The organism is Natronorubrum halophilum, assembly GCF_003670115.1.
Classification (GTDB): domain Archaea; phylum Halobacteriota; class Halobacteria; order Halobacteriales; family Natrialbaceae; genus Natronorubrum; species Natronorubrum halophilum.
In genome coordinates, this window is sequence record NZ_QQTY01000004.1 from 604,196 (window position 1) to 630,860 (window position 26,665).

At 65.7% G+C, this 26,665-nt stretch carries 27 protein-coding genes; 12 read left to right on the forward strand and 15 right to left on the reverse strand.

Annotated features, from left to right (window positions below):
* Window positions 1-43: 43 nt before the first annotated feature.
* The 3 genes from DWB23_RS18405 to rio1 form a co-directional block, all read right to left on the reverse strand.
* A complete protein-coding gene (locus tag DWB23_RS18405; protein WP_121744223.1) occupies window positions 44-544 on the reverse strand; it encodes a YfcE family phosphodiesterase in 501 nt (166 codons plus the stop codon).
* A 65-nt stretch (window positions 545-609) separates the two neighbouring features.
* Window positions 610-1,899, reverse strand: a complete 1,290-nt coding sequence (locus DWB23_RS18410) for a tryptophan--tRNA ligase (protein ID WP_121744224.1) — start codon at window positions 1,897-1,899, stop codon at window positions 610-612.
* 213 nt (window positions 1,900-2,112) lie between these two features.
* The gene (gene rio1, locus DWB23_RS18415) at window positions 2,113-2,982 is read right to left on the reverse strand and encodes a serine/threonine-protein kinase Rio1 (RefSeq protein WP_121744225.1); all 870 of its coding nucleotides are present in this window, start codon (window positions 2,980-2,982) and stop codon (window positions 2,113-2,115) included.
* Between the two features lie 174 nt (window positions 2,983-3,156).
* Here rio1 and DWB23_RS18420 point away from each other — a divergent pair, with 174 nt between their 5' ends.
* From DWB23_RS18420 to ligA, 4 genes are all read left to right on the forward strand, one after another.
* The gene (locus DWB23_RS18420) at window positions 3,157-4,557 is read left to right on the forward strand and encodes a selenium-binding protein SBP56-related protein (protein WP_121744226.1); all 1,401 of its coding nucleotides are present in this window, start codon (window positions 3,157-3,159) and stop codon (window positions 4,555-4,557) included.
* Window positions 4,558-4,563: 6 nt separating this feature from the next.
* Window positions 4,564-4,941, forward strand: a complete 378-nt coding sequence (locus DWB23_RS18425) for a 2Fe-2S iron-sulfur cluster-binding protein (RefSeq protein ID WP_121744227.1) — start codon at window positions 4,564-4,566, stop codon at window positions 4,939-4,941.
* Window positions 4,942-5,027: 86 nt separating this feature from the next.
* Window positions 5,028-5,408, forward strand: a complete 381-nt coding sequence (locus DWB23_RS18430) for a 2Fe-2S iron-sulfur cluster-binding protein (RefSeq protein ID WP_121744228.1) — start codon at window positions 5,028-5,030, stop codon at window positions 5,406-5,408.
* Between the two features lie 68 nt (window positions 5,409-5,476).
* Window positions 5,477-7,561, forward strand: a complete 2,085-nt coding sequence (ligA, locus tag DWB23_RS18435) for an NAD-dependent DNA ligase LigA (protein ID WP_121744229.1) — start codon at window positions 5,477-5,479, stop codon at window positions 7,559-7,561.
* Window positions 7,562-7,601: 40 nt separating this feature from the next.
* On the opposite strand, the gene DWB23_RS18440 is transcribed toward ligA, so the two are convergent.
* The 6 genes from DWB23_RS18440 to DWB23_RS18465 form a co-directional block, all read right to left on the reverse strand.
* A complete protein-coding gene (locus DWB23_RS18440; RefSeq protein ID WP_121744230.1) occupies window positions 7,602-7,853 on the reverse strand; it encodes a type II toxin-antitoxin system HicA family toxin in 252 nt (83 codons plus the stop codon).
* 2 nt (window positions 7,854-7,855) lie between these two features.
* Window positions 7,856-8,125 carry a type II toxin-antitoxin system HicB family antitoxin gene (locus DWB23_RS18445; RefSeq protein WP_121744231.1) on the reverse strand — a complete coding sequence of 90 codons (270 nt, stop codon included), beginning with the start codon at window positions 8,123-8,125 and terminating at the stop codon, window positions 7,856-7,858.
* Between the two features lie 332 nt (window positions 8,126-8,457).
* Window positions 8,458-9,465 carry an ArsA family ATPase gene (locus DWB23_RS18450; protein ID WP_121744232.1) on the reverse strand — a complete coding sequence of 336 codons (1,008 nt, stop codon included), beginning with the start codon at window positions 9,463-9,465 and terminating at the stop codon, window positions 8,458-8,460.
* A 120-nt stretch (window positions 9,466-9,585) separates the two neighbouring features.
* Window positions 9,586-10,560, reverse strand: coding sequence for an ABC transporter permease (locus DWB23_RS18455; protein ID WP_121744233.1), 975 nt, complete (start codon window positions 10,558-10,560; stop codon window positions 9,586-9,588).
* Window positions 10,557-11,483, reverse strand: coding sequence for an ABC transporter ATP-binding protein (locus DWB23_RS18460; RefSeq protein WP_121744234.1), 927 nt, complete (start codon window positions 11,481-11,483; stop codon window positions 10,557-10,559). The genes DWB23_RS18455 and DWB23_RS18460 overlap by 4 nt, the downstream gene beginning before the upstream one ends.
* A gap of 83 nt (window positions 11,484-11,566) precedes the next feature.
* Window positions 11,567-11,836 carry a hypothetical protein gene (locus DWB23_RS18465; protein WP_121744235.1) on the reverse strand — a complete coding sequence of 90 codons (270 nt, stop codon included), beginning with the start codon at window positions 11,834-11,836 and terminating at the stop codon, window positions 11,567-11,569.
* Window positions 11,837-11,949: 113 nt separating this feature from the next.
* On the opposite strand from DWB23_RS18465, the gene DWB23_RS18470 reads away from it, so the two are divergent.
* From DWB23_RS18470 to DWB23_RS18495, 5 genes are all read left to right on the forward strand, one after another.
* Complete coding sequence (locus tag DWB23_RS18470) at window positions 11,950-12,585, forward strand: hypothetical protein (RefSeq protein WP_238717497.1); 636 nt, start codon at window positions 11,950-11,952, stop codon at window positions 12,583-12,585.
* Between the two features lie 26 nt (window positions 12,586-12,611).
* Entirely contained in the window at window positions 12,612-14,378 is a 1,767-nt protein-coding gene (locus tag DWB23_RS18475) for an excinuclease ABC subunit C (protein ID WP_121744236.1), read from the forward strand.
* Window positions 14,379-14,504: 126 nt separating this feature from the next.
* A complete protein-coding gene (locus DWB23_RS18480) occupies window positions 14,505-14,801 on the forward strand; it encodes an SUI1 family translation initiation factor (protein WP_121744237.1) in 297 nt (98 codons plus the stop codon).
* 79 nt (window positions 14,802-14,880) lie between these two features.
* The gene (locus DWB23_RS18485) at window positions 14,881-15,447 is read left to right on the forward strand and encodes a GNAT family N-acetyltransferase (RefSeq protein ID WP_121744238.1); all 567 of its coding nucleotides are present in this window, start codon (window positions 14,881-14,883) and stop codon (window positions 15,445-15,447) included.
* A 287-nt stretch (window positions 15,448-15,734) separates the two neighbouring features.
* The gene (locus tag DWB23_RS18495) at window positions 15,735-16,958 is read left to right on the forward strand and encodes a putative manganese transporter (protein ID WP_121744240.1); all 1,224 of its coding nucleotides are present in this window, start codon (window positions 15,735-15,737) and stop codon (window positions 16,956-16,958) included.
* Between the two features lie 277 nt (window positions 16,959-17,235).
* Here the strand turns inward: DWB23_RS18495 and uvrB are convergent, their stop codons facing one another.
* On the reverse strand, window positions 17,236-19,290 hold the full coding sequence (uvrB, locus tag DWB23_RS18500; RefSeq protein WP_121744241.1) for an excinuclease ABC subunit UvrB: 2,055 nt from the start codon (window positions 19,288-19,290) through the stop codon (window positions 17,236-17,238).
* Window positions 19,291-19,414: 124 nt separating this feature from the next.
* On the opposite strand from uvrB, the gene DWB23_RS18505 reads away from it, so the two are divergent.
* Complete coding sequence (locus tag DWB23_RS18505) at window positions 19,415-19,681, forward strand: DUF7553 family protein (protein WP_121744242.1); 267 nt, start codon at window positions 19,415-19,417, stop codon at window positions 19,679-19,681.
* Between the two features lie 294 nt (window positions 19,682-19,975).
* Here DWB23_RS18505 and DWB23_RS23155 read toward each other — a convergent pair whose 3' ends face one another.
* Entirely contained in the window at window positions 19,976-20,119 is a 144-nt protein-coding gene (locus DWB23_RS23155; RefSeq protein WP_162989867.1) for a hypothetical protein, read from the reverse strand.
* Between the two features lie 103 nt (window positions 20,120-20,222).
* Between DWB23_RS23155 and DWB23_RS18510 the strand changes: the two genes are divergently transcribed.
* Entirely contained in the window at window positions 20,223-20,426 is a 204-nt protein-coding gene (locus DWB23_RS18510) for a DUF4177 domain-containing protein (protein ID WP_121744243.1), read from the forward strand.
* A complete protein-coding gene (locus DWB23_RS18515; RefSeq protein WP_121744244.1) occupies window positions 20,419-21,429 on the forward strand; it encodes a hypothetical protein in 1,011 nt (336 codons plus the stop codon). The genes DWB23_RS18510 and DWB23_RS18515 overlap by 8 nt, the downstream gene beginning before the upstream one ends.
* 73 nt (window positions 21,430-21,502) lie before the next feature.
* On the opposite strand, the gene DWB23_RS18520 is transcribed toward DWB23_RS18515, so the two are convergent.
* The 4 genes from DWB23_RS18520 to DWB23_RS18535 all read right to left on the reverse strand — a co-directional run bounded on the left by DWB23_RS18520 (window position 21,503) and on the right by DWB23_RS18535 (window position 26,527).
* Entirely contained in the window at window positions 21,503-22,591 is a 1,089-nt protein-coding gene (locus DWB23_RS18520) for a saccharopine dehydrogenase family protein (RefSeq protein ID WP_121744245.1), read from the reverse strand.
* A gap of 110 nt (window positions 22,592-22,701) precedes the next feature.
* Window positions 22,702-23,832 (reverse strand): ORC1-type DNA replication protein, encoded by a 1,131-nt coding sequence (locus tag DWB23_RS18525; protein WP_121744246.1) that lies wholly within the window; start codon window positions 23,830-23,832, stop codon window positions 22,702-22,704.
* 411 nt (window positions 23,833-24,243) lie between these two features.
* On the reverse strand, window positions 24,244-24,411 hold the full coding sequence (locus tag DWB23_RS18530) for a DUF1059 domain-containing protein (protein ID WP_121744247.1): 168 nt from the start codon (window positions 24,409-24,411) through the stop codon (window positions 24,244-24,246).
* Window positions 24,412-24,475: 64 nt separating this feature from the next.
* A complete protein-coding gene (locus DWB23_RS18535) occupies window positions 24,476-26,527 on the reverse strand; it encodes a MutS-related protein (RefSeq protein ID WP_121744248.1) in 2,052 nt (683 codons plus the stop codon).
* Window positions 26,528-26,665 lie beyond the last annotated feature (138 nt).

Sequence of the window (26,665 nt, forward strand, 5' to 3'; positions counted from 1 at the left end):
CGACGCGGCCGTTCGTGATCTGCTCGTTCGACCCGCCGACGGCTCATTCGACCGTCGATCGAAACCGCACCGATCCCGAGAGCGTATCCACGACCGCGACCGTCCGATCCTCCTCGTTCGCCAGGAAGTGTGCGCCGGGGTTGAGAACCGTCGTCCGCCCCTCCTCGGTTCGTTCGCGCTCGTGGTGGTGGCCGTAACAGACGAAGTCGTACGTCTCGCCGGCGGCGATCGCGCGGACTTCCTCGAGTTGCTCGCCGTGTAAGACAGCAACGGAAAGTCCGTCGAACTCGAGGCCGGCGAACCGACCGTGGAGTTGGCTCTCGCCGCCCAGCGCGTCGAACGCGGCCTGCAGGTTCGCGACGTCGCCGTCGTTGTTCCCGAGGACGCCGTGGAGTTCGAACTCGTCGAAGTACGGTACCATCAGCGGCGCGACGAAATCGCCGCAGTGGATGACGACCTCGACGCCCTCCTCGGCGAAGATTTCGGTCGCTCGCTCGGCCGCTTCGGCGTTGTCGTGCGTATCGGCGATGATTCCGATGTTCATGTCCCATCGCGCGCTGGCGAGCCACTAAGGCGTTCGGGGGAAGGCGAGTCGAGAGAGCCGTGTATCTACGATTCGAGTACGGACGGCACTCCGGCCCGCTCGACCGCGACCCGTCGCTCTCCGGAGGTCAACCGATAGGGCTCGAGTTCGGCCTCGAGCCCTCCGAGAGCCGCCCGCCGGCGCTGGTGGCCCTCCAGAAAGTCCGTAATCCGATCGATCGCGAGCTCCTTCAACTCGCCGCTCGTCAGGTCGCCGGCACGGTAGTCGGCGGCGATGCGCTCGAGTTTCTCGTCGTCCTCCTCGAAGAAGAATCGCAGGTACTGGAAGGGGACGTCGACGGTCGGATCGCCGCCGTGCTCGCGGTGGGCCTCGAGCGTCGCCCGGCCGCCCGTATACGCGTGCGTTCGAATCGTCTCCGCGACGGTTTCGGGGTCGTCGGTGAGTTCGATCGACGGCGCGTCGCCGGAACTACTCATCTTCCCCGGCCCATCGAGACCGGGGAGGAAGCGCCCGAGCAGCGCGCCCGGCTTCTCGACGGGCAGCGCCTCCTTCGCGGCGACGTCGCGACAGACGCGAACGTGCGGGTCCTGATCGACGGCGATGGGGACGAGCGTCGGCTGGCGGCCGTCCACGAGTTGCGGGAGCAGGAGGTGGGCCGCCTGCACGGCGGGGTAGAACTGTAGCCCTACCGTGTCCTGTTCGCCGTAGACGGCCTCGACCGTCGCGGGCGTGAGGTGTTTCGCGAGGCGAACGGCGATCGGATAGATCGCGTCCGCGTCGGCCGTGTCGACGACGATCCGCGTCCGTTCGGGATCGAACCCGACGGCCAAGATATCCCGCAGGTTGTCTCGAGTGTGGCCGCCGATCGCCTCGAAGGACTGGTCCTTCGCGAGGAACTTCTCGTCGTCCGAGAGCGGGACGTAGACGGTCGCGCCCGTCTCCCGCTGGAATCGCTTCGCGAGATAGAGCGGCAGGACGTGCCCGAGGTGCATCGGTCCCGAGGGTCCCCTGCCGGTGACGATGGCGTGTGGCTCGTCCGCGTCGGCGGCCTCGAGGTACCGATCGACGTCTCGGCCGGCGTAGAACGTTCGCCGCCGGAGCATCGGCTGATCGGGAAAGCGAGCGACCTGGTCGTCGGTGAGCGGGTCGGCGCCGAAGCGCTCGAGCAGTTTGTCGTAGTCCACCTCGCCCTCGACGGCGTAGGGGGTGACGGTGAACTCGTCGTCGGACGGAGTGACGGTGAACTCGTCGTCGGACGGAGTGACGGTGAACTCGTCGGTGGACGGAGTCGATTCGCTCGAGTCGGCTGTGCGAGTGCTGTCGGTGCTGTCTGGGAGTTCGTCTGGGTGCGTCATTCGTTTCGGAGTCGACTGCAGCGGCTGGAACGCGATTCGACGGTGAAAACGAACGGAGGGAGCAGCCACCGCAACGGTCGACGGGTTAGGCCGCGTCGGCCGTCGCGGGGGGACTATCCGCTCTCGAGGTGGCTTGCAGGCGCCATCGCCACTCGAGAGCGGCCGTCATCGTGCTACCGTATCGGCGCGGTGATAATGAGCGTTTCGGGGCCGTCAGTCCCGCGACGGGTCCGGTTCCGGGCTCGTGACGAACTCGAGCAGGTCGTCTTCGGTTACTTCGAGGCCCTGCCGGGAGAAGAAACTCGCCACGTTCCGGCAGTCGCGCTCGAGAAAGGTGCGGCTGTTCGGGTGGTGAACCGTCACGGCCTGTCCGAGGTCGATGACGACGAGTTGCCCCTCGTCGTAGATGACGTTGTACTCGCTCAGGTCGCCGTGGACGAGGCCGGCCGAGTAGAGCCGGCGCATGTACTCGCGCATGACCTCGTAGGCCGTCTGCGGGTTCTCGATGTGGACCTCGCCGAGGCGTTTCGCGCGTCCGTCCTCGTTGCCGATGTACTCCATGACTAACACGTTTCGCTCGGTGGCGAACGGCTCCGGTACCCGCACGCCGGCCGCGCTCGCTCGCTTGAGGTTCGCGAACTCCTTTTTCGTCCAGGCGAGTACGACGTCCTTTTTTTTGCCGCCCAGGCCCTCGAATCGGGGGTCGCCCTCGAGATAGTCGCGCATCTGTCGGAAGTTCGAGGCGTTGATCCGATAGATCTTGACCGCGACCTCGCGGCCGTCGCCCTGGGCGTGGTAGACGTTGGCCTCCTTGCCCGTCGAGAGCGGACCGCCGAAGGCCTCGACGTAGCCGTCTTGGACGAGTTTGTACAGTGCTGCGAGGGTCGCGTCGTCGAACACCGACTGTTCGACCTTGAACTGGTCGGCGTCCTTGATCCGCTCTTCGAACTGCTCGAACTTCCGATCGCGCTTGCGGGCGATCCGGTCGGCCTCGGTCTCCGAGACGTCGATTTCCTCCCACTCGTCGCCCGGCGTGTCCACTTCCTCGAGGTCGACCAGGCCGTACTCCGTTCCCTGTCCCATCTACCACGACGTACGGACTCGGGCGGGTAAAGTACTGGGTATCGTTCAGCCCGGATCGACTGTCGGGCTTTCGCGTGCCGTCGGGGCGAAGTCAGCGCTACGGTCGAAACGCCGGGTTCGAACTCGCCGTCGCCCCCGGCTAGACTTATTTGCGAGCCCGTGGTCGCCCATTCTATGAGTGATGCTAACACAGGAGGCTCCGAGGCTGGATCGGATCACGATCACGACCACCACACTGGTCCCGGCTACGCCTCACCCCAGGCCGCCATCGAGGAGGGCGAACGGGAACAACTCGCCTATGTGATGAGTCTCTACACCGGCTCCGACGTCGATGCACCGGATTTCGTTTCCGTCGTCGACCTCGATCCGGACTCGGAGACGTACTGCGAAATCGTCGATCGGATCGAGATGCCAAACCGCGGTGACGAACTCCATCACTTCGGGTGGAACGCCTGTTCCTCGTCGTGTCACATGGATGGTCTCGAGCGCAGACACCTGATCGTTCCCGGACAGCGCTCGTCGCGGATCCACGTGATCGATACGAAAGACCGGCGAAATCCCGAACTGGTCGAGGTGATCGAACCCGAGGAGGTCTTCGAGTACGACCTCTCGGCACCGCATACGGTCCACTGCGTGCCGGACGGCCAGATTCTGATCAGTATGCTCGGCGACGCCGACGGCGACCTGCCGGGAGGCTTCCTCGAACTCAACGACGACTTCGAGATCGAGGGTCGGTGGGAGCCGCCGGGCGAGATCGAAATGAACTACGACTACTGGTACCAGCCGCGCCAGAACGTGATGGTCTCGACCGAGTGGGCCGCCCCGAAGACGTACTACCCGGGGTTCGACCTCGACGACGTCGAGGAAGGCAAGTACGGACGACGACTCCATTTCTGGGACTGGGAGAACGGCACCGTCGAGCAGACGATCGACCTCGGCGAGGAGGGACTGATTCCGCTCGAGGTTCGGTTTCTCCACACCCCCGAATCGACTCACGGGTTCGTGGGAGCCGCACTCTCCTCGAATATGTTCCACTTCTGGTATGACGAGGGCGCGGGCGAGTATCGTGCGGAGAAGGCGATCGATTTCGAGGCCCGCGATCACCCCGACTGGGAAATGCCCGTCCCCGGCCTGACGACTGACATCCTGATCTCGATGGACGACCGCTACCTGTTCGGTTCCAACTGGCTCCACGGCGAGCTCTGGATGTACGACATCTCGGATCCCGCGAACCCACGCCGGGCCGACTCGCTCTCGGTCGGCGGCACCTTCGGCGAGGTTCAGGGGGTGCAAGGCCGTGAACTGGCGGCCGGCCCGCAAATGCTGCAGCTGTCACTCGACGGCGAGCGCCTCTACTGGACCACCTCGCTGTTCTCCACGTGGGACGAGCAGTTCTATCCCGAGGAAGGTGAGCGCGGCTCGGTGATGCTCAAAGCCGACGTCGATCCACGGAACGGCACGCTCGAGTTGGACGAAGACTTCCTCGTCGACTGGGGCGACTGCCCGGCGGGACCGGCTCGCGCCCACGAGATTCGCTGGCCCGACGGCGACTGCACGAGCGACGTCTGGCAGTAGCCTCGAATGTCGAGCTACGATGTCACGCTCGAGCGGGTCGGCGGTCCGACGCGGACGATCGGTATCGATGAGCGCGAAACGGTGCTCGAGGCGGCCCAGCGGGCCGGCACGCCGTTGCCGTACGGCTGTCGAACCGGCGCGTGTGGAACCTGCGTCGGGCGGCTGCTCGCGGTCGACGGGACGGCGAGCGTCGACGCGGACGCGGCCGAGGATGGAATCGACGTCGCGGACGCGTTCGCATACCGACGCGAGCCGCGGGCGTTGAAACCCCGCCACCGCGACGACGGATACGTGCTTCTGTGTATCGCGACGCCCGAGACGGCCTGTCGGGTGGCCGTCGGCTCGCAGGTGCAGTCCGAACTCGTCGACAACCCCTGGAAGTAACGGCGGCGCGCACAGCCTTTTCTCGCGGCCCGTCCTAGAGCTGGTGTGATGCTCCTGTACGAACGACTGCGAACGAGGACCGGGCGATGACGGGCCACGACGTGACACTCGAGTGGACCGGCGGCCCGACCGAAACGATCAGCGTCGACGAGGGGCAAACCGTTCTCGAGGCGGCCCAGCGGGCCGGCGTTAGACTCCCCTACGACTGCCGAAGCGGGACCTGCATCACCTGCGTGGGCCGACTGCTCGAGGTCGAGGGCGGTGAAACCAAACCGGAAGAGCGCGAATCGAATCGGCCGCCCGACGCCGCCGACGCCTTCGCGTACCGACGGTCGCCGGAAGCGCTGACCGACGGCGAGCGAGCGGACGGCTACGTCCTGCTGTGTATCGCCACCCCGCGAACCGACTGCCGCGTCGAGGTCGGGCCGCGCGTTCGAGCGGCGGTCGGCGACAGTCCGTGGGCGTAGGCTCCGCCGAGAAGCGGAACGACTGCAGTAACGTTAACGGGTGAGGGCGGCTACCCTCGAGCAGGACCATGGCCCTCACCGACGAGAACGCGGACGAAGACAACCCGTACCTCCGGGATCCGCCGACGACCTTCGAGCCGATCGAGGATCTCTCGACGGCCGACGCCGAACACCAGATCGAGCAGTTGCGCGAGGCGATCCGCGAACACGACCGCCGGTACTACGTCGAGGGCGATCCGATCATCGCCGACCGAACCTACGACGCCCTCTTTACCCGCTTACGGGACCTCGAGGACGCCTTCGACCTCTCCCATCCCGACAGCCCGACACGCAGCGTCGGCGGCGAGCCGCTCGAGGCCTTCGAGACGGTCGAGCACGTCGCGCCGATGCTCTCGATCGACCAGAGCGGCGAAGCCGAGGACGTCCGGGAGTTCGCCGACCGCGTCCGCAGGGCGGTCGGTGATGTCCAGTACGTCTGCGAACCCAAGTTCGACGGCGTCTCGATGGAGTTCGTCTACGAGGACGGCTCCCTCGAGCGCGCCGTGACCCGCGGCGACGGCCGCGAGGGCGACGACGTCACGCGAAACGCGCGCACCATCGGCTCCGTTCCCCAGCGTCTCCACGGCGACTATCCCGAGTTCCTCGCGGTGCGCGGCGAGGTCTACATGCCGAAAGACGCCTTCCAGGCGCACAACCGCGAGCGAATCGAACGCGGCGAAGAGCCCTTTGCGAACCCGCGAAACGCCACCGCGGGAACGATCCGCCAACTCGATCCCGCAACCGTCGCCGACCGCCCGCTCGAGGTGTTCTACTTCGACGTGCTGGAGGCGAGCGACCTCGAGGACAGCCACCGCGAGGAACTCGAGCGTTTCCCCGAGTGGGGCCTCCGGGTGACCGAACACGTCGAAATCGCGGATTCGATCGACGGGGCGATCGACTACCGCGACCGCATGCTCGAGGCCCGCGACGACCTGAACTACGAGATCGACGGCACCGTGATCAAGGTCGACGACCGCGAGGCCCGCGAGGAACTGGGCCGAACCGCGCGCCACGACCGCTACGCGTTCGCCTACAAGTTCCCCGCACGCGCGGAGGTCACGCCGATCGTCGACGTGGCGGTGCAGGTGGGCCGAACCGGTCGGCTGACCCCCGTCGCCCTCCTCGAGCCGGTCGACGTCGGCGGCGTGACCGTCTCGCGGGCGAGCCTGCACAACCCGGCGGAGATCGCCGAGAAGAACGTCAACGTCGGGGACACCGTCCGCGTCCAGCGCGCCGGCGACGTGATCCCCTACGTCGAGGAGGTCGTCGAGAAGGGGAGCGAGGGCCACTACGAGATGCCAGCGAACTGCCCCGTCTGCGGGAGCCCAGTCGAGCGCGACGGTCCGATCGCGTTCTGTACGGGCGGGCTGGCCTGCGACGCCCAGCTTCGACGCTCGATCGAGTACTACGCCGGCGACGGCGGGCTGGACCTCGAGGGACTGGGCGAGAAGAGCGTCCGCCAACTCGTGGACGCGGGCCTGCTCGAGTCCGTCGCGGACCTCTACGAACTCGAGTTCGAGGAGCTGACCGACCTCGAGGGCTGGGGCGAGACGAGCGCCGAGAACCTGCTGTCCGAACTCGAGGCCAGTCGGGAGCCGCCGCTCGACGACTTCCTCTCCGCGCTCGGCATCCCCCACGTCGGTCCGACGACGGCCCGCGAACTCGCCCGCGAGTTCGGCGCGTTCGAGGCGTTTCGCGAGGCCGCCGAAGCGGACCCGGGGCGACTCGAGGGCGTCGACGACGTCGGCGAGACCGTCGCCCAGCAACTCCACGAGTTCTTCGCGAGCGAGGCCAACGCCGCGGCGGTCGACGCCCTGCTCGAGCACGTCTCGCCGAGGGAGTCGGAGCTCGAAAGCGGCGGCGACGACCTCGAGGGGCTGACGTTCGTCTTCACGGGCTCGCTCTCCGGCGTCACCCGCGGCGAGGCCAAGGAGACCGTCGAGGCCCACGGTGCGAACGCGACGGGAAGCGTCTCGGGGAACACGGACTACCTCGTCGTCGGCGAAAGTCCCGGCCAGACGAAGCGCGACGATGCCGAGGAGAACGACGTGCCGATCGTCGACGAGGACGAGTTCCGGGAGCTGCTGGAGGAGTACGAGATCAGTCTCGAATGATCGGTGATTGGATATTCGGACCGATTCGAACGAAGGTACGCTACGAGTTGCGATCGATCCACGCACAAAATTCGTCGAAGTCCCGTGCGCCGGCGCTATCGGCGATCGTTCTGAGTGTTCCCGTTCGAAGGTCGTCGTGTAACGGGACCGTTACTCGTCGTTGGTCATCCTCGTTCGTCGGGTGTTCGTAGTACAGTTGCGCGTGATCGCCGGTCGTTCGACGCCACTCGAATCCGCCGGCGTTGACCAGCGCTTTCACGACCTCTCTCCCGGAGAACGTTCGCCGCCCCATTCCTACTCGAGAACGTCCGGCGGACGCTGGTCTCCAGTCGTATTCTCCCCAGGGTCGATTCCCAGTTCGCGAAGCTCCGCATCGGTCGGATCGCTCCCGCTGTCTCCCTCGTGGAGTGCAACTGCGTCGTCGAGGTTTTCCAGTGCAGTCTCTCGAGTCGGGCCTTGGCTGGTGACTCCCGTCTCGACATCTGTGGCAACCCACCAGTCCTCCTCACGCCAGAGGCGGATCTCATCGTCGTGGGTGTCACCGCCGCTCACTGAACTGGCCATTATGTCTCTGAATTGGGGAACGATTCGCATAAGCGTTCGGCTCTGGCTCGGCTGCGGCCGTCGAGACCAACGCCACCAATGCGACGGGCAGCGTCTCGGTCAACACGGACTACCTCGTTGTCGACGAGAGTCCGAGGCAGACGAAATGCGACGACGCCGGGGACAACGACGTGCTGATCGTCGACGAGGACGAGTTCCGGGAGCTGCTGGCGGAGAGGGGGGATGAGTGAGCACCCGCTGGGTGCGAACGGATCGGCTGGGGAGGGCGTGGAGTTCATCGTTGCCAGTATCAGCGTCACGCTCGCCGCTCTCGCCTCCGTCGCGCTGTCTCATCAGGTTTCGATTGCGAGGCGTTCCGCAACCTCCCGCACCGCCTCGAGTCCCTGTACCTCTCCCTCCTGTTCAGGCAAGGTCACCACTTCGAGGCCGGGAAACGCCTCCCGAACCTCCGACACTCGCCTCGAGTGGCGCTCGTACCGCGACTGACAGCGCGCACAGCCCTCCTCGGGGTCCTCGAAGACGCGGTTTACGACGAGCCGATCGATCCGAATCTCGGCCTCTCGCAGCGTCTCGACCAGCCGTTCGGACTCGGCGATGGCCATCCCCTCCGGGATGAGCACGACGCGAAATTCCGTGCGCTCCGAATCCCTGAGCACGTCCTGCGCGCGCTCGAGACGCGCTTGAAACGCCTCGAGGCTCTCTTCGTCGCCACCCCTGCTGCCGGTCATCACCGACATCGGACCGAACACCGCCGACTTGGCCGCGTCGCCGATTCGCCGCGCCTGCCCGCGAAGCGAGCGGAGCGTCTCGAGGGCCGGCCCAATCACTGCGGGCGTGTCGAACAGCCGGAGGGTGTGGCCCGTCGGCGCGGTGTCGAAGACCACAACGTCCCACTCGCCGGAGTCGGCGTACTCGACGAGCAGGTCCAGCGCCGCGATTTCGTCGCTGCCCGCGGGTGCGCCCGACGCGAAGATCCGTTCGACCTCCTCGTCCGAGAGCCGGATGCCGGCGCTGCGGAGATCCGCGGCGAGCGCCGTCGCTAGCTTCTCGTAGCGTTCCTGCTGGGTTTCGGCGTCGATTTCGACGGCCCAGAGGCTGCCGCCCTCGTCGAGGTCGATGCTCCCGTCGTCGCTCCTCTCGAGCCCGGGACCGCCCCCCAGATCGACTTCGCTCGGTTCGGACCCGAGGTGGGTCTCGAGCGAGTCCGACAGCGAGTGGGCCGGATCGGTCGAGACGAGCAGCGTCTTCCGGCCCGCGTCGGCGAGGCGAAGGCCGGTAGCCGCCGCACAGGTCGTCTTCCCGACGCCGCCTTTCCCGCCGTAGAAGATGCAGTCGGTCACGGTCGCGGGTACGGCCGGCAGATACCTAAATACGTTGTCAGGACTCGAGGAACGTCTTCGCTACGGACTCGTGAGTCGGCTCGAGAACGAACCGTCCGCGTAAAAATCGACGGCCGCCGATCAGAGGTCGACGCGGTCGAACCGCCAGAGGGCGATCCCGATCGGGACGACGATCCAGAGCAGCAGGATGATGAAGGAGAACCAGTTTTGCAGGTAGAACGGAACGTCGCCCGTGAAATAAAACTCCGGATAGGAGGTTCCGAGTTCGCTTCCGCCGGTCGAACTAAGGACAGTGATCGCGTTCCCGAAGGCGTTACCCGGGTCGATCATGTCGATGAATAGCGCCCAATCGGGAACTCGCTCCCCTGTCATCTGTTGTACGGCTCCGTCGGGTCCAGTGAATTCCCTCGTGTAGCTGACACCCTCGATGGTGCCGCGACTGATCAAGAGCTGGAACGCGGTCTGGATCGCGTTCCAGACGATGTAGAACATGAGGAACACGCCGAACATCGCAGCCCCCGCGATGGTCGTCGATCGGGTTATCGACGAGAGCGTGACGGCGATGCTCGTATAGGCGACGCCGTAGATGATCGCCATCAGGAGCAAGCTGCCGTAGTTGACGATGTCGAACCCGCCGAGCAACACTGCAACGACGGCTGCGGCAAGCACGAACCCGACGAGTAACGAGACGGACAGGACCGCCGACCGTCCGACGAGTTTGCCGAGGAGGACGTCCTTTCGGGAGTGGGGCAGCGAGAGCAGGATCTTGATACTCCCCGTTTCGCGCTCGCCGGCGATGGCTTTCCAGCCCAGTACCAGCGCGATCAGCGGGATAACGAGCCGCGTGATCTGACTGACGAAGAGGATGAGTGCTTCCGTCGTCGCCCCCTCCGCTGCGATGTCCTCGCCGAAGTACGAGATCACTCCCGTCACGGCGACCAACAGGAGGAAGAAGAAAACGCTCAGTCCCCAGAACGTCCAGGACCGGACCGCGTCCTGGAAGTCCTTCTTCGCGATGGCGCGAACGCTCGCGAGGTTGATCGAACTCGAGCCCGATCCCGAACTCGCCGTACCGGTGCCGGTTTCGGTGCTCATCGCGCGTGCACCTCCGTGCCCGTGGTGTAGGACTGGAAGACGTCTTCGAGGCTCGCCTCCCGCGTCGAGAAGTCTTTGACCTCGATGCCGCGGTCCTCGAGCGCGGAGAGGACGGCGGTCTTCGAGCCGGTCACCTGCACGACGACCGTCGGCGGGCTCTGGCTCTCGACGGCGGCGTCGCCGACGTCCGGCAGCGAGCGAATCGCCTGTAGCGTCTCGTCGTCGAATCGATCGACGGTGACGCGGAGGGTCGTTCCGCCGCCGACGGAGTCGCGAAGCCCCTCGACGGTATCGACGGCGACCATCTCGCCGTCACGAAGGATGCCGACGCGGTCACAGACCGCCTCGACTTGCTCCATGATGTGACTCGAGAAGAAGACCGTCGCGCCGCGGGCGTTCTCCTCGCGGACGATCTCTCGCATCTCGCGCGCGCCGTTGGGGTCCAGTCCCGTCGACGGCTCGTCGAGGATCAGCAAGTCGGGTTCGCCGACCAGCGCCATCGCGAGCATGAGCCGCTGGGACATCCCCTTTGAGTAGCCGCCGGCCTTTTTGTCGATGGCGTCGCGGAGGCCGACGCGCTCGAGGAGCGCCTCGGGTTCGTCGTCGGTGCCTTTCGAGTCGATCGCGAACTCGAGGTGCTGGCGCGCGGTCAGCCGATCGTAGGTTTCGACGCCTTCGGGGAGGACGCCCGTCCGGGACCGAATTTCGCGGCTGTGGTCCCGTGCGTCGAGGCCCAGCACCGTCACCTCGCCGTTGGTCGGCCGGATGAAGTCGAGAACGACGTTGATCGTCGTCGATTTGCCGGCACCGTTCGGACCTAAAAAGCCGAATACCTCGCCCTCTTCGACCCGAAACGAGAGGTCATCGAGTGCGAGTTCCTGACCGTAGGCTTTGGTCAAGTTGTCGACTGTGATTGCTGGCATGCCTGTGTTGACTCGGTGTTCACCGATAAGAGTTGTCACTTCCTCGTGAAAGTATTCCAACCGAAACCGCGGAACAAACGCACCTATATGGGATCGTCGGGATCGTACCGCTCGGCGGTCCGGTCGACCTCCGATGCGTAGCGCTCTCTGGTTTCCTCGTCGGTGACCGGCTCGAGTTCGGCTTCCGGAACCGCCGTCGCCGCGGTAACCGGCGAACCGGTTTGCAGCGACGTCGAGGACCGCTCTCGCTGGTGGTAGCGCGAGCCGTCGGGCGTCGCGTAGATGATCGTGACGAGATTGCGGTCGTCGAACGTTCGTTCGACCAGCCAGCATCGGACCGTCGACTCACTCATGCTGAGCCCTTGCAGGTCGATACCCGAGAATGTACCGCCGTCGGTTTCGCACGTCGTGGAAGACGCCGCGAACTACTTGCGGACCGACGGTGAAGGGACCACGAACGAAACCAATGCTCGGATCCTGGGACGAGCACGTCGACGAACTGCTGTACGACGGCGAGCGCGAACAGCGACGCGTCGACCTCGAGGCCGCGACGGTCGTCGTCACGAACGATCGGATACTCGTGTTGACGCCCGACGGAGACGGCTCGAACTACCGCCACGTCGAGCGGCCGAACGTCGCGCGGGTCTCCGTCGAGACCGACAGCGCGCTTCGACAGCTCTTCTGGGCGACCGTCGCGTTATTCCTCGGTCTCGGGGTGCTCATCGCGGCGGTGACGTACGATCTCGCCTCGCTCGTTGACGGCGGGTCCCCCGCCGATAGCGATACCTTCGGCGTCGCCGAGAGCGCCCGCGAAATCGTCCAAACCCTGCTCACCGCGTTGGATCTGACCGTCCTCGCGGGCGGCGTCCTGCTGGTGGCTATCGCCGCCGCGTTCTTCGTCCGGTACGTTCGATCGCGCTCGCGTCGCCTCGTCGTCCGGGTGAGCGGCGACGACGATATCGTACTCCCGGTTACCGACGCGGACCTCGAGGCCGACCGGACGGTCGATCTGGCGGAGGCGATCGGACCGGGATCGACGGCGAGGAGCGAGGGGGTCGGCGGCGACCCCGATCCGATACCCGGGTCCGAGGAGTCAGGCTGAAAGCCGTTGACGTCCTAGGCCCGTCGATGAACGCCGACGCGGTTCGCGAGCGAGCGGGGTCGTTACCGCGCGAGCCTGGCGTCTACCAGTTCCAGGCCGAGAGAACGACGCTCTACGTCGGGAAGGCGGTCGATCTCAGGAGCCGGGTCCGCTCCTACGCCGACCCGCGTAGCGCGCGGATCCGCCGAATGGTCGATCGCGCCGACGGCCTCGAGATCGCCGTCACCGACACCGAGACGCAGGCCCTCCTGCTCGAGGCGAACCTGATCAAGCGCCACCAGCCGCGGTACAACGTCCGGCTCAAAGACGACAAGTCGTACCCGATGGTTCAACTGACGAGTCACGAGGCTCCGAAGATCGAAATCACGCGCGACCCGGACGAATCCGCGACCGTCTTCGGTCCGTATACGAACAAGGGACAGGTCGAGACCGTCGTGAAGGCCCTGCGCGAAACGTATGGCGTCCGGGGCTGCTCGGACCACAAGTACGCGGGCCGCGACCGTCCCTGCCTGGACTACGAAATGGGGCTCTGTACGGCTCCCTGTACCCGCGAGATCGATCTCGAGGGCTACGCGGAAGACGTGACCGCAGTCGAACGCTTCCTCGAGGGCGAGGCGGGAATCCTCGCCGACCCGTTGCGCAGAGCGATGGAGGCCGCAGCCCAGGACCGAAACTTCGAGCGCGCGGCGAACATGCGAGACCGACTCGAGACCGTCGAGGCCTTCCACGGCGGGGGCGGCGAGGCGGTCCAGTCGGTCGGCGACGAACGGCGCGTCGATGTCCTCGGGGTCGCGATCGAGGGCGAGGACGCGACCGTCGCCCGTCTGCGTGCGGAAACCGGGAAACTGGTCGATCGGGACCGACACACGCTCGAGGCCCCGGGTGCGGGCGCGGCGGTTGGGAGCGAACCCGACGCGGACGAGGGCGGCGTCCCCGCCGTTCTCGCCGCCTTCATCGTCCAGTACTACGCCGAGCGCGAACTCCCCGACGCCGTGCTCCTGCCCGAGCGCCACGGCGATAGCGAGGTTGCGGCGTGGCTCGAGGCCGAAGGCGTCTCGGTTCGCGTCCCCGGCGCGGGACGCGAGGCGAAACTCGTCGAACTCGCGCTCAAGAACGCCCGGCGAAACGTCGGCGGTCGCGACGAGTGCGGGATGCTCGCGGACGCCCTCGAGATCGAGTCGGCCCGGCGGATCGAGGGCTTCGACGTGAGCCACGCGCAGGGAACGGCGGCGGTCGGCAGCAACGTCACCTTCGTCGACGGCAGCGCCGAGAAGGCGGACTACCGGCGAAAGAAGCTGACCGACCAGAACGACGACTACGACAACATGCGCGCCTTGCTCGAGTGGCGCGCCAGCCGCGCCGTCGAGGGCCGCGACGATCGCCCGGATCCCGATTTGCTGGTGATCGACGGCGGCGAGGGTCAACTCGAGGCCGCGCGCGACGCCCTGTCGGCGGTGGGCTGGGACGTGCCGGCGATCGCGTTGGCGAAGGCCGAGGAGCGCGTGGTTACGCCCCATCGCCAGTTCTCGTGGCCGTCGGACGCGCCGCACCTGCACCTCCTCCAGCGGGTGCGCGACGAGTCACACCGATTCGCCGTCCAGTACCACCAGACCGTCCGGGACGAGGTGAAGACGGTTCTCGACGACGTCCCCGGAATCGGCCCCGAAACCAGAAAGCGGCTGCTCGGGCGTTTCGGCAGCGTCGAAAACGTCCGAGAGGCGAGCCTCGAGGATCTCGAGAGCGTCTCCGGCATCGGGACGAAGACGGCAGAGACGCTCAAATCGCGTCTGTAGCGTCCCGCCGTCGAACCGACACACCCTCGCCATTTCGTCGCCGACCAACGTGGTGGTTCTCGAGTCGATCACGATCGTTGCGAAAGCAGGGACAGGGCTATCCACGCTGCGATACTATGAGTACCGATGGCAAACGACGACGAACTCGACGACTTGCTCGACGAACTCGACAGCGGGGGCGACCTCGAGACCTCGCAGCAGGTCCTGTCGATCCGGACTGAAAGTCGCCGGTACGACAAGCCGGTGACGATCGTCGAGGGGTTCGATCTCGAGCCGTCCGAGATCAAATCGATCGCCTCGGACCTCAAGAGTTCGATGGGAACGGGTGGAACGGTCGACGACGGACGTATCGAACTGCAGGGCGACCACCGGGATCGCGTTCCCGACCTGCTTCGCGAGCGCGGGTTCGACGTTCGGGAGTGAGTGCGCTCTGTCGCCGGCCGACTGTGGCAGCCGATGCTACGGCCGAAGTCACTTTATGCCACCCATCTCAAAGAGCGGTATGAACATTCGGCCGGCGGAATCCGGCGATTTCGAGGCGATCAAGGCCGTCGCCCGCGAGGCGTGGCACGACGCCTACGACGAACTCGAGGCTGACCTGATCGACCGGACGGTGGACGACTGGTACACCGACGACTCGATGCCCCTCGGGGCACCCGGTACGGTCGTCCTCGTCGTCGAAAGCGCGGAGCGACATCGGGGGAACGCGGATCGTTCTCGACCGGTGGAAGACGAAGAAGAGTCCGCGAACGAAAGCCGGTCGGAGTCCGGTGACGGCGGCGACATCGTCGGCTTCACTCACGCCGTCGCGCAGGGAGAGACGGCCGACATCCTCCGGATGTACGTCCAACCCGACGCACAGGGCGAGGGGATCGGGACCGACCTGCACGAATACCTGCTCGAGCAACTCGAGATTTACGACGTCGAGCGCGTTCGGTCGTTCGACTTCGCGTTCAACGACACCAGCCGTCGCTTCTACGAGAGGCTGGGCTTCGAACGGACCGACACCGGTGAGGTCACGATCGAGGGCGAGCAGTACGACGAGGCGGTCTACACGCTCGACCTCTGAGCGCTGCGAAAACGGCGTTCGAGTCGACCGGCCGGGAGGTGCCACTCTAACGCGGTGAGAACCCAGTTGTCCGTTCCGACGACGACGCCGTCGGCTATCGCCGGGCCGGTCGCGTACTCGCCCTTGAGCGAGTCACGGTTGAGGCTATCTATCCGATTCCTATTCTGTACCCGTGACATGAAAGTCGGTTTGCAGCTACCAGCAACTATTTATCTAATGGTGCTAAACTCATGTTTAGGTATGTCTAATCTTTGGCCCGCGGATCCACAATCCGTGGATGAGGTCCTATGAACGATCTCGTAACGGTCCTTCTCGAGTCGCTTCGAGACGGTTACGTACAGGTGAGTGTGTTCGTCGCGGTGACGGTGCTGGCGTTCGGACTGCTTCAATACTGGACTGACGGGGCCGTAATTAACGCGATCGAGGAGAACGAGCGGCTACAGGTACTGTTCGGCGGCCTGCTCGGGCTGACGCCCGGCTGTGGCGGCGCGATCGTCGTGATGCCGCTGTACGTCCGCGGGACGGTCAGCTTCGGAACCGTGGTCGCGACCCTCGGGGCAACGGCGGGCGACTCGGCGTTCGTCATCCTCGCTCTCGCACCCGAGGCCGCGCTGTACGCGTACGCCATCGCCTTTGTGGCCTCCGTCGCCACCGGCTACCTCGTCGACTCGTTCGGAATGGGCGTCTCCCGCGTCGACGCTGCCGTTGCGCGGCTCTCGCCCGCGACGGCCGACGGCGGGACCGTGGTCAACGGCGGCGTCGGACCGAATCCCGCCCACGATTATGGCGGCCCGTCGCCCACCCACGCCCACGATACGGGGCCGGATCGCCGTTCTCGAGTGCTCACGCCGCTTTCTCATCTCCTCCACGTCGCGTGGTGGCTTGCCTCCGTCGCGGGACTCGTCCTCGGGACTCTCTACTTGCTTCGGGGCGGTCCGGAAGTCGCGCTGGCGCTCGATCTGGGCTTCGACGGCCTGTTCACCATGATCGGCGTCACCGGTGCGGTGTTGTCGCTGTACCTCTACGCGGTCGGTCGCCACTACGTCGGCGAAGGGGAGATCGCTCGCGCTCGAGACTCCTTCGGGTCGGTGTATGACACCCTCACCCACGCGGCGATGGAGACCAGTTTCGTCACCGTCTGGGTGCTCGTGGCCTTCCTCGTCTACGAGTACGCCGTCCTCCTGACGGGGGTGAACGTCACCACCGTCGCCGCGGCGGCGGGCGTACTCGCGCCCATCGGCGGCGCAGTGGTCGGTCTGATACCCGGCTGTGGTCCCCAGATCCTGCTGGCGAGCGTTTACGCCGAGGGCGGACTGCCCTTTTCTGCGCTGTCCGCCAACGCGATCGCCCAGGACGGCGACGCCCTGTTCCCGCTGCTGGCCGTCGACGCGAAGGCCGCTATCGTCGCGACGATCTACAACTTCCTGCCCGCGGTCGTCGTCGGCGTCGCGCTCCACTTCCTGTGGAGCCCGGTCTTCGGGATGGCGGAGTTCGGGTTCGGCGTGTTGTGACCGGCTCTGGGTAGCGCCCAGTCGCTGACATGCTCTGTATTACTCCGTAAGGCCGAGCTGTCGGTCTTTTTCATCGAAGTGTTTGCGCCTCGGGTTCGTCGGAGACGAACCCGAGGCGCAAAAGTTCGTTCTCTATACTTATCGCGGGCTTCACGAGTTCTTCTGAATAACGAAACCGTGATACTATCTACTGCTAACGCGAGGACTCGAGGCCGGGGATAACGCCGTCGGACTCGATTTCCACACGTAAGCACGACGATCGTACGCTGACCGATGTTCAGAACTCCTCGGTCGGCGGCGCGATTCCCTCGTCGCCGCCCTCGAGTTCGAACTCCTCGCGAACTTCCCGAATCCGGTCGCGGATATCGGCCGCCAACTCGAACTCGAGGTTGCCCGCCGCCTCTTCCATGCGGTCCTCGAGTTCCTCGACGTAGCGGGCGGCCTCGTCGTCGTCCGCGAGTTCCTTTCCGGAAACGCTCGAGGTGTCGGTTTTGCTTCCCGGAAGGTTGGCCTCGCTGACGTCCTTCTCGATCGTCGTCGGCTCGAGGCCGCGTTCCTCGTTGTACGTCCGCTGAATCTCGCGGCGGCGCTGCGTCTCCTCGATCGCGGACTCCATGGCGTTCGAGGGCTCGTCGGCGTAGAGGACGACCTCGCCGTTGACGTTCCGGGCGGCCCGCCCCATCGTCTGGACGAGCGTGGTTTCGCTCCGGAGGAATCCCTCTTGGTCGGCGTCCAGGATGGCGACCAGACTCACCTCGGGGATGTCCAGTCCCTCCCGCAGGAGGTTGATCCCGACGAGGACGTCGATCTCGCCGAGCCGAAGCGAGCGGATGATCTCGTGGCGCTCTAAGGTGTCCGTCTCGTCGTGCATGTACGCGACATTGACGCCCGATTCCTCGAGGAACTCGGTCAGGTCCTCGGCCATCCGCTTCGTGAGCGTCGTCACGAGGGTCCGCTCGTCGCGTTCGATTCGGGTATCGATGCGATCCATCAGGTCGTCGACCTGGCCGCTTGCCGGTGCGGTCTCGATCTGCGGATCGACGAGGTGGGTCGGGCGAACGATCTGTTCGACGATCCGGTCGCTCTCCTCGCGCTCGTAGTCGCTCGGCGTCGCGCTGACGTACAGCGTCTGGTCGGTCTTCTCCTGGAACTCCTCGAACGTGAGCGGACGGTTGTCGTACGCGGTCGGGAGCCGGAACCCGTTATCGACCAGCGAGTCCTTCCGGGACTTGTCGCCGGCGTACTGGCCCCGGATCTGGGGCAGGGTCACGTGGGATTCGTCGACCACGGTCAGGAAGTCATCGGGGAAGTAGTCCAGGAGAGTGTAGGGAGCCTCGCCGGATTCGCGATCCGAGAGGTAGACGGAGTAGTTTTCGATCCCCGAACAGTAGCCCGTCTCCTGCATCATCTCGAGGTCGAACGTGGTCCGCTCGTCGATGCGCTGGGCCGAGATCAGGTCGCCGTTGCGCTCGAAGTACGAGATTCGGGAGTCGAGGTCGTCGCGAATCTCGTCCATCGCGTCCTCGAGCGTCGTCTCCGGGATGGAGTAGTGCTCCGCCGGGTGGATCAACACGGCCTGCTGGTCGCCCTGCGTCTTCCCCTCGAGCGGGTCAACCTTGACCATGCGGTCGATCTCGTCGCCCCAGAGTTCGACGCGGACGGCGTAGCGGCCGTACATCGGGTAGATCTCGATCGTATCGCCGCGGACGCGGAACGTACCTTGCGTGAAGTCGACGTCGTTGCGCTCGTAGTTCAGGTCGACCAGTCGCGCCAGCAACTCGTCGCGACCGACCTCCTCGCCGACCTCGAGTCGAAGCGACATGTCGATGTAGTTGCGCGGGTCGCCGAGGCCGTAGATCGCGGAGACGCTCGCGACGACGATGACGTCCCCGCGCGTCAGCAACGAGCGCGTCGCGGAGTGGCGAAGTCGGTCGATCTCGTCGTTGATCGAGGCGTCTTTGTCGATGTAGGTGTCGCTCTGCTCGACGTAGGCCTCGGGCTGGTAGTAGTCGTAGTAGGAGACGAAGTACTCGACGGCGTTTTCGGGGAAGAGGTTCCGGAACTCCTCGTACAACTGGGCCGCCAGCGTCTTGTTGTGGGCGATGACGAGCGTCGGCTTCTGGACCTCCTCCAGCACCCACGAGACGGTGTTGGTCTTGCCCGACCCGGTCACCCCGAGTAAGGTCTGTTTGTCCATTCCCGAGTCGAAGCCCGCGGCTAACTGCTCGATCGCCTCGGGTTGGTCGCCCGCGGGGTCGAAGGGGGCGTCGACCTCGAACGGGCGGTCGACGTCGGGACGGTCCGGCTGGAGGGGCCCTCGAGTCTCGCTCATTATCGGAGTCAGGGGCTCGAGGCACTTTACGCGCTCGCATCGGAGATCGACCCGCCTCGCCGGCGTCTCCCACGTGGCCACTGCTCGCCCAATCGTTATGGGTCGTCTCGTGGTGGCCGGACGTATGACGGAGCAACTCCAGCAGGCTCGCGACGACCTCGAAGAAGCGGCGAAGTCGGCCGACGACGACGTCCGCGACGATATCCGGGAAACCGCCGAGGCCTTCGCCGACTACACGATGAGCGATACGGAACCCGATCACGCGATCCTCGACGAGCGACTCAACACGCTCCGACAGGCCCGCGAGCGGGCGGACGGTAACACCAGGGACAAACTCGAGTCGGCCATCGAGACGACCGAAGACTACCGCGAAGGGATCGACCAGGCCTAGCCGTCACGGGTCGATTCGAAGTCGTCTCGAGCGCCACGAGTCGGCGCTTCTCGCCGTCGGATTCGATCGCCGAACGGCCGTTCGATCGAACGCTCGAGCAGCGAACGGCTCGCGCACCCGGCATCCGGATCGAAACCCGACGGCTGGATTGCGACCGCGATCGTACGCTGTCTGCCGCGGCACTTTCCGCCTACCGTGGCACCTTCCGCCTACCGTAGCACCGAGAGATTTGCTGTCCTCCTTAGCCGCCACGCCCTCTTCAGCCGCCACGTCCTCCCCAGCCGACTCGCTCACTCACTGCGTTCGTTCACTCCTCCCTCGCGGGTCGCGTCGCGGCTCGCTGCCGATCGCCGCGACGCAGCGCGCCGACGAACGGTTACCGTTCTCGTCGGCTTCGGTGCGGTCGCTCACCGTCTCCGTGATGGCTGCTCGTTCCACGCGTGGCCTCGCACGCTCGTCCGTTCTCACGGTTCGGGCGGCAGTTGTCGGGCCGGCACACGACTGCTCGAGTATTTTCTCCGAATCGGTGATACGTCACGCCATGAGCCGATCTTCCGGTTCAAACTGGCAGTACAAGGTTCTCGAGCCACCGCGCGGTCCGACGATGGAGGAGGCGGTCGATCCGACGGCGGAACTGAACGACCTCGGCACCGACGGCTGGGAGCTCGTGACGACCATCGAGTACACCGGTGGCGGCACGAAGTACCTCGTCTTCAAACGACCCGAGAGCGCTACCGATGAGTGACGAGGTAAGCACCCAGAACACCATGCGCGAACGGGCCGACGAGAGTCGGCTCAAGCTCTGGTTGCTTCTCGGTGCGAATCGAACGCTCGTGACCGTCGTGATCTCGGTCGTGTTCTTCGCCCTGTTCGTCGGCATCGGCTCGCGACTCGAGCCGTCGCTCTCGAACCTGATCGAGAATCGCGGCGTCATCGAGACGCTGTTCTCCGCCATGATCGGCGCGCTCATCACGGGGGTCACGCTGGTCGTCACGATCAGTCAACTCATCATCTCCGAGGAAAACGGCCCGCTCGGGGAGCAACACCGACGTATGAGCGAGACCATGGACTTCCGAGATCACGTCACGGATCTCGTCGGCAAACCGTCGCCGGCCGATCCGTCGGCACTGCTGCGGAACCTCGTCGACGCCACCGAGTCCCGAGCGGAGCAGTTCCGGGAGTCGGTCGACGCCGCCGACGATGAGGCGTTCGCCGCCGAAGTCGACGAGTTCGTCGAGAGCCTGACCGGCAACGCCGACACCGTTCGCGAGAAACTCGAGGGAGCGCAGTTCGGGACGTTCGAGGTGTTGAACGCCGCACTCGACTACAACTACTCCTGGAAGATCTTTCAACTCGAGCGCCTCGAGGACGACTACGGCGGCGTCATAAACGACGAGCAACGCGCCGCCATCGAGGAGCTCAGAACGGCCCTCGTCATGTTCGGGCCGGCCCGAGAACACGTGAAGACGCTCTACTTCCAGTGGGAGCTTATCGACTTATCACGGCTCATCCTGTATGCGGCGATTCCGGCGCTGCTGATCGCGGGCAGCGTGTTCACGTTCGTCGACGCGTCGACGGTTCCCGGCACGACCGCCGGCATCGAGAACGTGCTCTGGATCGTCGCGACCAGCTTTACGATCACGCTCGTGCCGTTTTTCCTCCTCACCGCGTACGTCCTGCGGATCGCAACCGCCGCGAAGCGGACGCTGGCGATCGGTCCGCTCATCCTCCGGGGCTCCCAGCGCTGATGGGGGTGGTGACTCCCGCTCTCGCCGGTCGAGAGTCGGTGAAACGAGCCGTCGCCGAATGCCCGTCCGTGTTCTACCGAAGAAGCGGATTGGTCGGCGACGTCGCTTCCGGGCTCGAGTCGTCGAAGAATCCCTCCGCGCCGTCGAGGTCCAGGACGAACTCGGCTCCGAACGCGCCGGCCGCCGTCTGGAAGCCGTCGGCCGCATCGCCGGCGAGCACCCGCTGCGTAGCTGTCACGGCCGCATCGACGGTCACGATGTACGGATCGGGCGTTCGAAGGCGAGCGACGACGCGCTCATCGCCGGAGCGCGCTTCGCCCCAGAGATACGCCGAGCCGCGTTCGCGCGCCCGCTCCGACGGCCCCTCGCGGATGCCGGTGAGACGCTCGAGCGTCCACTGCACGGGGTTCGAAGCGAGTATCGGCGCGAGATCGCGGTGGAGTCTGAGGGCCGTTCGAGCCGGCTGCGGCATCACCGCGTATATCTCGACGTTCGGGATCCCCGTCGTGTAGTAGGCGCTCGAAACGTCTCCCGTCGGCATCGTTACGGCCGGACGATCCCCGCGGCCGAAGTCGATCCGTCGGGTCCGCCACGCCGCGGGCACGTCCTCGAGGGTCCCGCCGCGGCGGATCGTCCCGCCGTCTTCGGCACCTTCGATCACCGTTCTGAGCGTGCCGACCGACGGCACTCGAACGGAGTCGACGCCCAGCGCGAGGTCGGTCGCGTCCGGTAGCCGATCCGCGAGGTGCGCGGCGAGACAGTCCATCGGAACCGTCGAAAAGGCGGCGGCCGGTAGCAGGGTGACGCCGGCGTCGATCGCCTCGTCGTCTCGATCCTCGAGCGCTTCGATGACGGGGATCTCGCCCGTGATATCGACGTACTCCGCCTCGCTCTCGAGACAGCCCTCGACGAGTGCCTCGGCGGTGTTCGAGAACGGGCCGGCACAGTTCAGGACGCAGTCGACGTCTGCGAGAGCCTCCGCGACGACCGCGGGATCCTCGAGATCGAACCGTCGTCCCGGCTGCTCGAGGTCGTCGACCTGCTCGCGAAGCCGGTCACGGTTACGGCCGGCGAGAACCGGGTCCAGTCCGCGGTCGATCGCCTCTCGAGCGATCAGCGCTCCGACGAAGCCGTACGAGCCGTAGATCAACAGCGTACCCATACCGGACTCGATGGGGTCGGGGCGGTTAAACGACGACCCAGCGATTGTCATCGGAGACGAACTCGATCCTCGCCGGTACCCGATCGAGTCTCAGCCCGCTCGCCAGCGCCTCACTCGAGTCGGTCCAACACCGCGTCCTTCTCGTAGGAGAGCGTGAGCGACCGCGAGCGACCGCGACCGTCGACCTCCGTGTAGTCGGCGTCGATCAGTCCCAGTTGGTCGAGTTTGTTGACGATCTCGGAGTAGCGCGTGTAGCCGAGGTCCGTTCGCTCGCGGAACGCCTCGTAGACGTCGCCGGCCTGATCGCCGTCGTTGTTCGCGATCACCTCGAGCAGCGTCCGCTCCGTGCCGGCCAGTCCCGAGAGGCTGCGCGAGAGGTTGATGTACTTCGACTTCTCGTAGGCCTCTTCGACGTCTTCCATCTCGACGGTGCGGCTGGCCCGCATCTCGGCGTTCAGCCCGGCCCGGCGCAGCAGGTCGATCCCGACGCGGAGGTCGCCGCTCTCGGCGGTGAGTTCGGCGACGCGTGCGACGGTCTCCCTCGAGATGACGCCGTCGTTGAACCCGCGTCTGATCCGTTCGTCGAGGATGTCGACGATCTCGGGCTGGTCGTAGACCGGGAAGTAGACGTCTTCGGGGCGGAAGACGCTCTGGACGCGGGAGTCGAGTTCGTCGATGACGTCCAGTGCGGGGTCGGAGGAGACGACGACGACACCGATCTTCGCGCCGGGGTACTCCTCGTGGGCCCGCAGGAGCGAGTAGAGCGTATCGCTCGCCTCGTTCTCGTAGAAGAGGTAGTTGACGTCGTCCAAGGCGACGACGAGGACGCGGTCCTCTTCGACGAGTTTCTCCGCGATCTGGCCGAACAGCTTCTTGAACGAAATTCCGGAGGACGGCGGCTCGTAGTCGAACGTGCCCTCGAACAGCCTCGAGAACACCGAGTACCGGGTTGCGTTCACCTGACAGTTGACGCGGATCGTGCGCACGTCGCTGGTCTGGGCACCCACCTCGTCGAACAGTTTCTGGATCGCCGTCGTCTTGCCGGTTCCCGGCGGTCCGCGAACCATGACGTTGAGCGGCCGCGACCCGCGCACCGCTGGACGCAACGCGTACGTCAGGCTCTGGGTCTGGCCCTCGCGGTGCTTGAACGTCTCGGGAACGTAGTCGATTTCGAAGACGTGCTCGTTTTTGAACACCGACTCGTCCCACGACAACATCCCCCCGTCGGGGTCGTCCACCATTACTTTCACCACGCTCTCGAAGCTACTTAGTTGTTCGCTGCGAACATACGCCGAACTGGCGCTACCTATGTTACACCCGTCTATAAAACTCACTACGAATACTAGATCTTCCCTGACACTAGCCATAATACTTAACAAATAGCGTCAGAATGAGGGTATTAGCGGGATACTGTCCACCGGTCGTCACTCACGAGGAACGATTCGTGCACTCTCCAAGCCGGTATCCCGCGTCTATGACCGCTTCGGCCCGTTGTAGGGCGCGACACACTCGAACGCGACGCTCACGCCACGCGGCCGATTCGAATCGGCCGCCCGTGGCCGTGACATTTTGGATGGCGGATACGCTGGCAGCGCCAACACCGGTCTCGATTCGCTCGGTCGACGCGATCTGCCGGTCCGAACCGTGGACCGTCAGGCCAGTTCGATTCGCTCCACCTCTCGCTCGAGATCCGCCGGTGCGATTCGACTCCCGTGGGTCATTCGGACGTGCGCTCGCACCAGCCGTTCGACCTCGTCGGCACTGCTCGAGCGAACCATGAACTGACAGTTCCCGCTCGAACACGAAAATCGGTAGGGCATACCATCACATGATCGGGGTGCGGGGGTAGGTGTTGCACTTGCATACCCCAGTGCCGTGTGTTGATCACTCGAATTTCTCGAGGAGCCGATCGTAGAATATCGGCTCGGTGTCGCCCGCCGCCGCGGACCCGCCGTTGGCCGCCACCGCCCCGCCGGCTTCGGTCGCCAGTTTCTCGACGATCAGTTCCGGCGTCGATCGGGCGAGGTGATCCTTGACCGGCGACCGGTTCACCTCGAGGTCCCCGTCGACGAGTCCGACCGCTTCGATCCCGTCGACGGTCACGTCGTAGTCGGCCATCTCGCGGATCTCGCCGGCCAGGTGGGAGACGAACACCGCCGTCGCACCGTTTTCGGAGAGCGCCTCGAGAATGCCGGCGATGATCTTCGCCGACGCACCGGGTTCGGTGATGCTCTCGAGTTCGTCGACCAGCACGAGCGAGCCCTCGCCGCCCTGGGCGAGGTCGGCGAACTCCCGCACCGTCGACTCGAACGCGCCCGCGTCCAGCGTTCCCTGCGTTTTGGCGTGGTAGTGCAGATCGTCGAACCGGCGCAATCGGACCCGTTCGGCGGGGACTGGAAGGCCCATGTGGGCCAACACGACCACGCTCGCCACCAGGTCCAGCATCGAGGTCTTCCCACCGCTGTTGACGCCCGACAGCAGCGCCACGTCCGCCACCTCGTAGTCGACGGGATCGATCTCCTCGAGGGGTTCGTCGAGCAGCGGCGAGCGGCCGCCGTCGATCGCGAAGCCAACACGGCCGGGACTCCCAGCGCTGTCGTCGGTTTCGACGAACTCCGGCATCGTACACTCGAACTCCCGTCCGAACCGAGCGATCGCGAGCTCGACGTCGAGTTCGAGGGCGTTCCGGACCAGCCGCTGGGCGTCCTCGCGCCGGTCGGCGAGATCCCCCGCGAGATCGCGTTTGAGTCGCCCGGCGCGGCGCTCTTTCGCCGCCGTCAGCTCCTCGCGCAGCCGCCCGACGACGTCCTCGTCACGCTCGACCGGAAACGTCGGCTCGTCGCCGAAGATCCGGCGGGCCAGTTCGGCCTCGCCCTGATCGAGGTCGAGCGCCTCGATCAGGTGCTCGCGGGCCGCATCGACCGCCGCCGCGTACTCGTCCGCGAGCTCGCGCGAGAGCAGCGAGTCGACGCCGGCCCCGCGTTCGACCAGCGAGAGCAGATCCGAACCCTCGATCGTCACGTCCTCCTCGCGGATCGCCTCGCGGAGGTGGTCGTTGGCGACGCTCTCGGCCGTCCCCGCGGCCGCGTCCAGATCGTCGACCGCCGTCGTCAACCGATCGAGTTCGTCGTCTCCCGCGACCGTTCCGTCGGCCTCGAGTCGCAATAACCCGTCCTCGAGGGCGGCGAGGTCGCAAGCGGTCTCGAGCCCGGCCGTTCGGTGGACCTCGACGGCGGCTTGCAGCCGGTCTCGGTTGCGCGCGAAAAAGGCCAGCGGACGTTCGGGAACGACCTCCGCGGTGGTCTCGAGCGCATCGGGTCTGACCTGCACGTCGCCGTCGACGGTGACGCCGGCGAACGACTCGTCGAGCGCGATCACCGTCGAGTAGCCCCGGGCGAGTTCGGCCAACCCCTGGGCGTCTTCGATGATCTCCACGGAGAGTTCCGGAACGGCTTCGCGCGCTTCCGAGTACCGCTCGGCGTCGGTCGTCGCCAGACACCGCTCCCGAACCCGGACGTCGCCCGGCTGCTCGAGGGGTTCGACGCCCTCGAGGGAGTCGAGAACGGCGGTATCGTACTCGCGCTCGAGCGCCTCGCGTGCGAACGCCTGTACGTCCTCGATACGCGACCGGCGCGGACTGGGATAGATCGTCTCGAGTCGCTGGGCGGCGTAGTCGGTGACCGTGCGCGATTTGAGCAACGCGAGAACGTTCCGGTAAACCTCGCGGGCGCGATCGGTCGCGAGGAACCCGCCGGGATCGTCGTGTTCCAGCCGAATCGCTCCGCGGGCGATGCGGGCAGCTCGACCCTGGCTGATCCCCGGTGCGGTCGCGATCGCCGCGACGTCGCCCGCCCGAAGAGCGCCTTCGGGGTCGTCGAGTGCGTCCAGCGCCCGCGCTGTCTTTTCGCCGACGCCCGGAATCGACTCGAGATCCATGCTTCGTGAGCAGCGTATCAAACCGGAGCGAGAAAAAGTTCCCGCCCGGCTACCTGGGGTCCGGATGGTACCACTGCACATGACAGTGGATACCGACGTCGATTCCCGACTCGAGGCTTGCGCGCTCCGGGTCGCTCG

Excerpts from the sequence above, each read along its gene's own strand:
- DWB23_RS18410 (WP_121744224.1), bottom strand. The coding sequence starts at position 1,899 with ATGACGCACCCAGACGAACTCCCAGACAGCACCGACAGCACTCGCACA.
- DWB23_RS18470 (WP_238717497.1), top strand. The coding sequence starts at position 11,950 with ATGCTCGGATCCTGGGACGAGCACGTCGACGAACTGCTGTACGACGGC.
- DWB23_RS18480 (WP_121744237.1), top strand. The coding sequence starts at position 14,505 with ATGGCAAACGACGACGAACTCGACGACTTGCTCGACGAACTCGACAGC.
- DWB23_RS18510 (WP_121744243.1), top strand. The coding sequence starts at position 20,223 with ATGAGCCGATCTTCCGGTTCAAACTGGCAGTACAAGGTTCTCGAGCCA.
- DWB23_RS18445 (WP_121744231.1), bottom strand. The coding sequence starts at position 8,125 with ATGGCCAGTTCAGTGAGCGGCGGTGACACCCACGACGATGAGATCCGC.
- DWB23_RS18525 (WP_121744246.1), bottom strand. The coding sequence starts at position 23,832 with ATGGTGGACGACCCCGACGGGGGGATGTTGTCGTGGGACGAGTCGGTG.
- DWB23_RS18440 (WP_121744230.1), bottom strand. The coding sequence starts at position 7,853 with ATGGGGCGGCGAACGTTCTCCGGGAGAGAGGTCGTGAAAGCGCTGGTC.
- DWB23_RS18505 (WP_121744242.1), top strand. The coding sequence starts at position 19,415 with ATGACGGAGCAACTCCAGCAGGCTCGCGACGACCTCGAAGAAGCGGCG.
- DWB23_RS18515 (WP_121744244.1), top strand. The coding sequence starts at position 20,419 with ATGAGTGACGAGGTAAGCACCCAGAACACCATGCGCGAACGGGCCGAC.
- DWB23_RS18530 (WP_121744247.1), bottom strand. The coding sequence starts at position 24,411 with ATGCCCTACCGATTTTCGTGTTCGAGCGGGAACTGTCAGTTCATGGTT.
- uvrB (WP_121744241.1), bottom strand. The coding sequence starts at position 19,290 with ATGAGCGAGACTCGAGGGCCCCTCCAGCCGGACCGTCCCGACGTCGAC.
- DWB23_RS18495 (WP_121744240.1), top strand. The coding sequence starts at position 15,735 with ATGAACGATCTCGTAACGGTCCTTCTCGAGTCGCTTCGAGACGGTTAC.
- DWB23_RS18465 (WP_121744235.1), bottom strand. The coding sequence starts at position 11,836 with ATGAGTGAGTCGACGGTCCGATGCTGGCTGGTCGAACGAACGTTCGAC.
- DWB23_RS18420 (WP_121744226.1), top strand. The coding sequence starts at position 3,157 with ATGAGTGATGCTAACACAGGAGGCTCCGAGGCTGGATCGGATCACGAT.
- DWB23_RS18520 (WP_121744245.1), bottom strand. The coding sequence starts at position 22,591 with ATGGGTACGCTGTTGATCTACGGCTCGTACGGCTTCGTCGGAGCGCTG.
- ligA (WP_121744229.1), top strand. The coding sequence starts at position 5,477 with ATGGCCCTCACCGACGAGAACGCGGACGAAGACAACCCGTACCTCCGG.
- DWB23_RS18485 (WP_121744238.1), top strand. The coding sequence starts at position 14,881 with ATGAACATTCGGCCGGCGGAATCCGGCGATTTCGAGGCGATCAAGGCC.
- DWB23_RS18475 (WP_121744236.1), top strand. The coding sequence starts at position 12,612 with ATGAACGCCGACGCGGTTCGCGAGCGAGCGGGGTCGTTACCGCGCGAG.
- DWB23_RS18425 (WP_121744227.1), top strand. The coding sequence starts at position 4,564 with ATGTCGAGCTACGATGTCACGCTCGAGCGGGTCGGCGGTCCGACGCGG.
- DWB23_RS18455 (WP_121744233.1), bottom strand. The coding sequence starts at position 10,560 with ATGAGCACCGAAACCGGCACCGGTACGGCGAGTTCGGGATCGGGCTCG.
- rio1 (WP_121744225.1), bottom strand. The coding sequence starts at position 2,982 with ATGGGACAGGGAACGGAGTACGGCCTGGTCGACCTCGAGGAAGTGGAC.
- DWB23_RS18405 (WP_121744223.1), bottom strand. The coding sequence starts at position 544 with ATGAACATCGGAATCATCGCCGATACGCACGACAACGCCGAAGCGGCC.
- DWB23_RS18535 (WP_121744248.1), bottom strand. The coding sequence starts at position 26,527 with ATGGATCTCGAGTCGATTCCGGGCGTCGGCGAAAAGACAGCGCGGGCG.
- DWB23_RS18460 (WP_121744234.1), bottom strand. The coding sequence starts at position 11,483 with ATGCCAGCAATCACAGTCGACAACTTGACCAAAGCCTACGGTCAGGAA.
- DWB23_RS18430 (WP_121744228.1), top strand. The coding sequence starts at position 5,028 with ATGACGGGCCACGACGTGACACTCGAGTGGACCGGCGGCCCGACCGAA.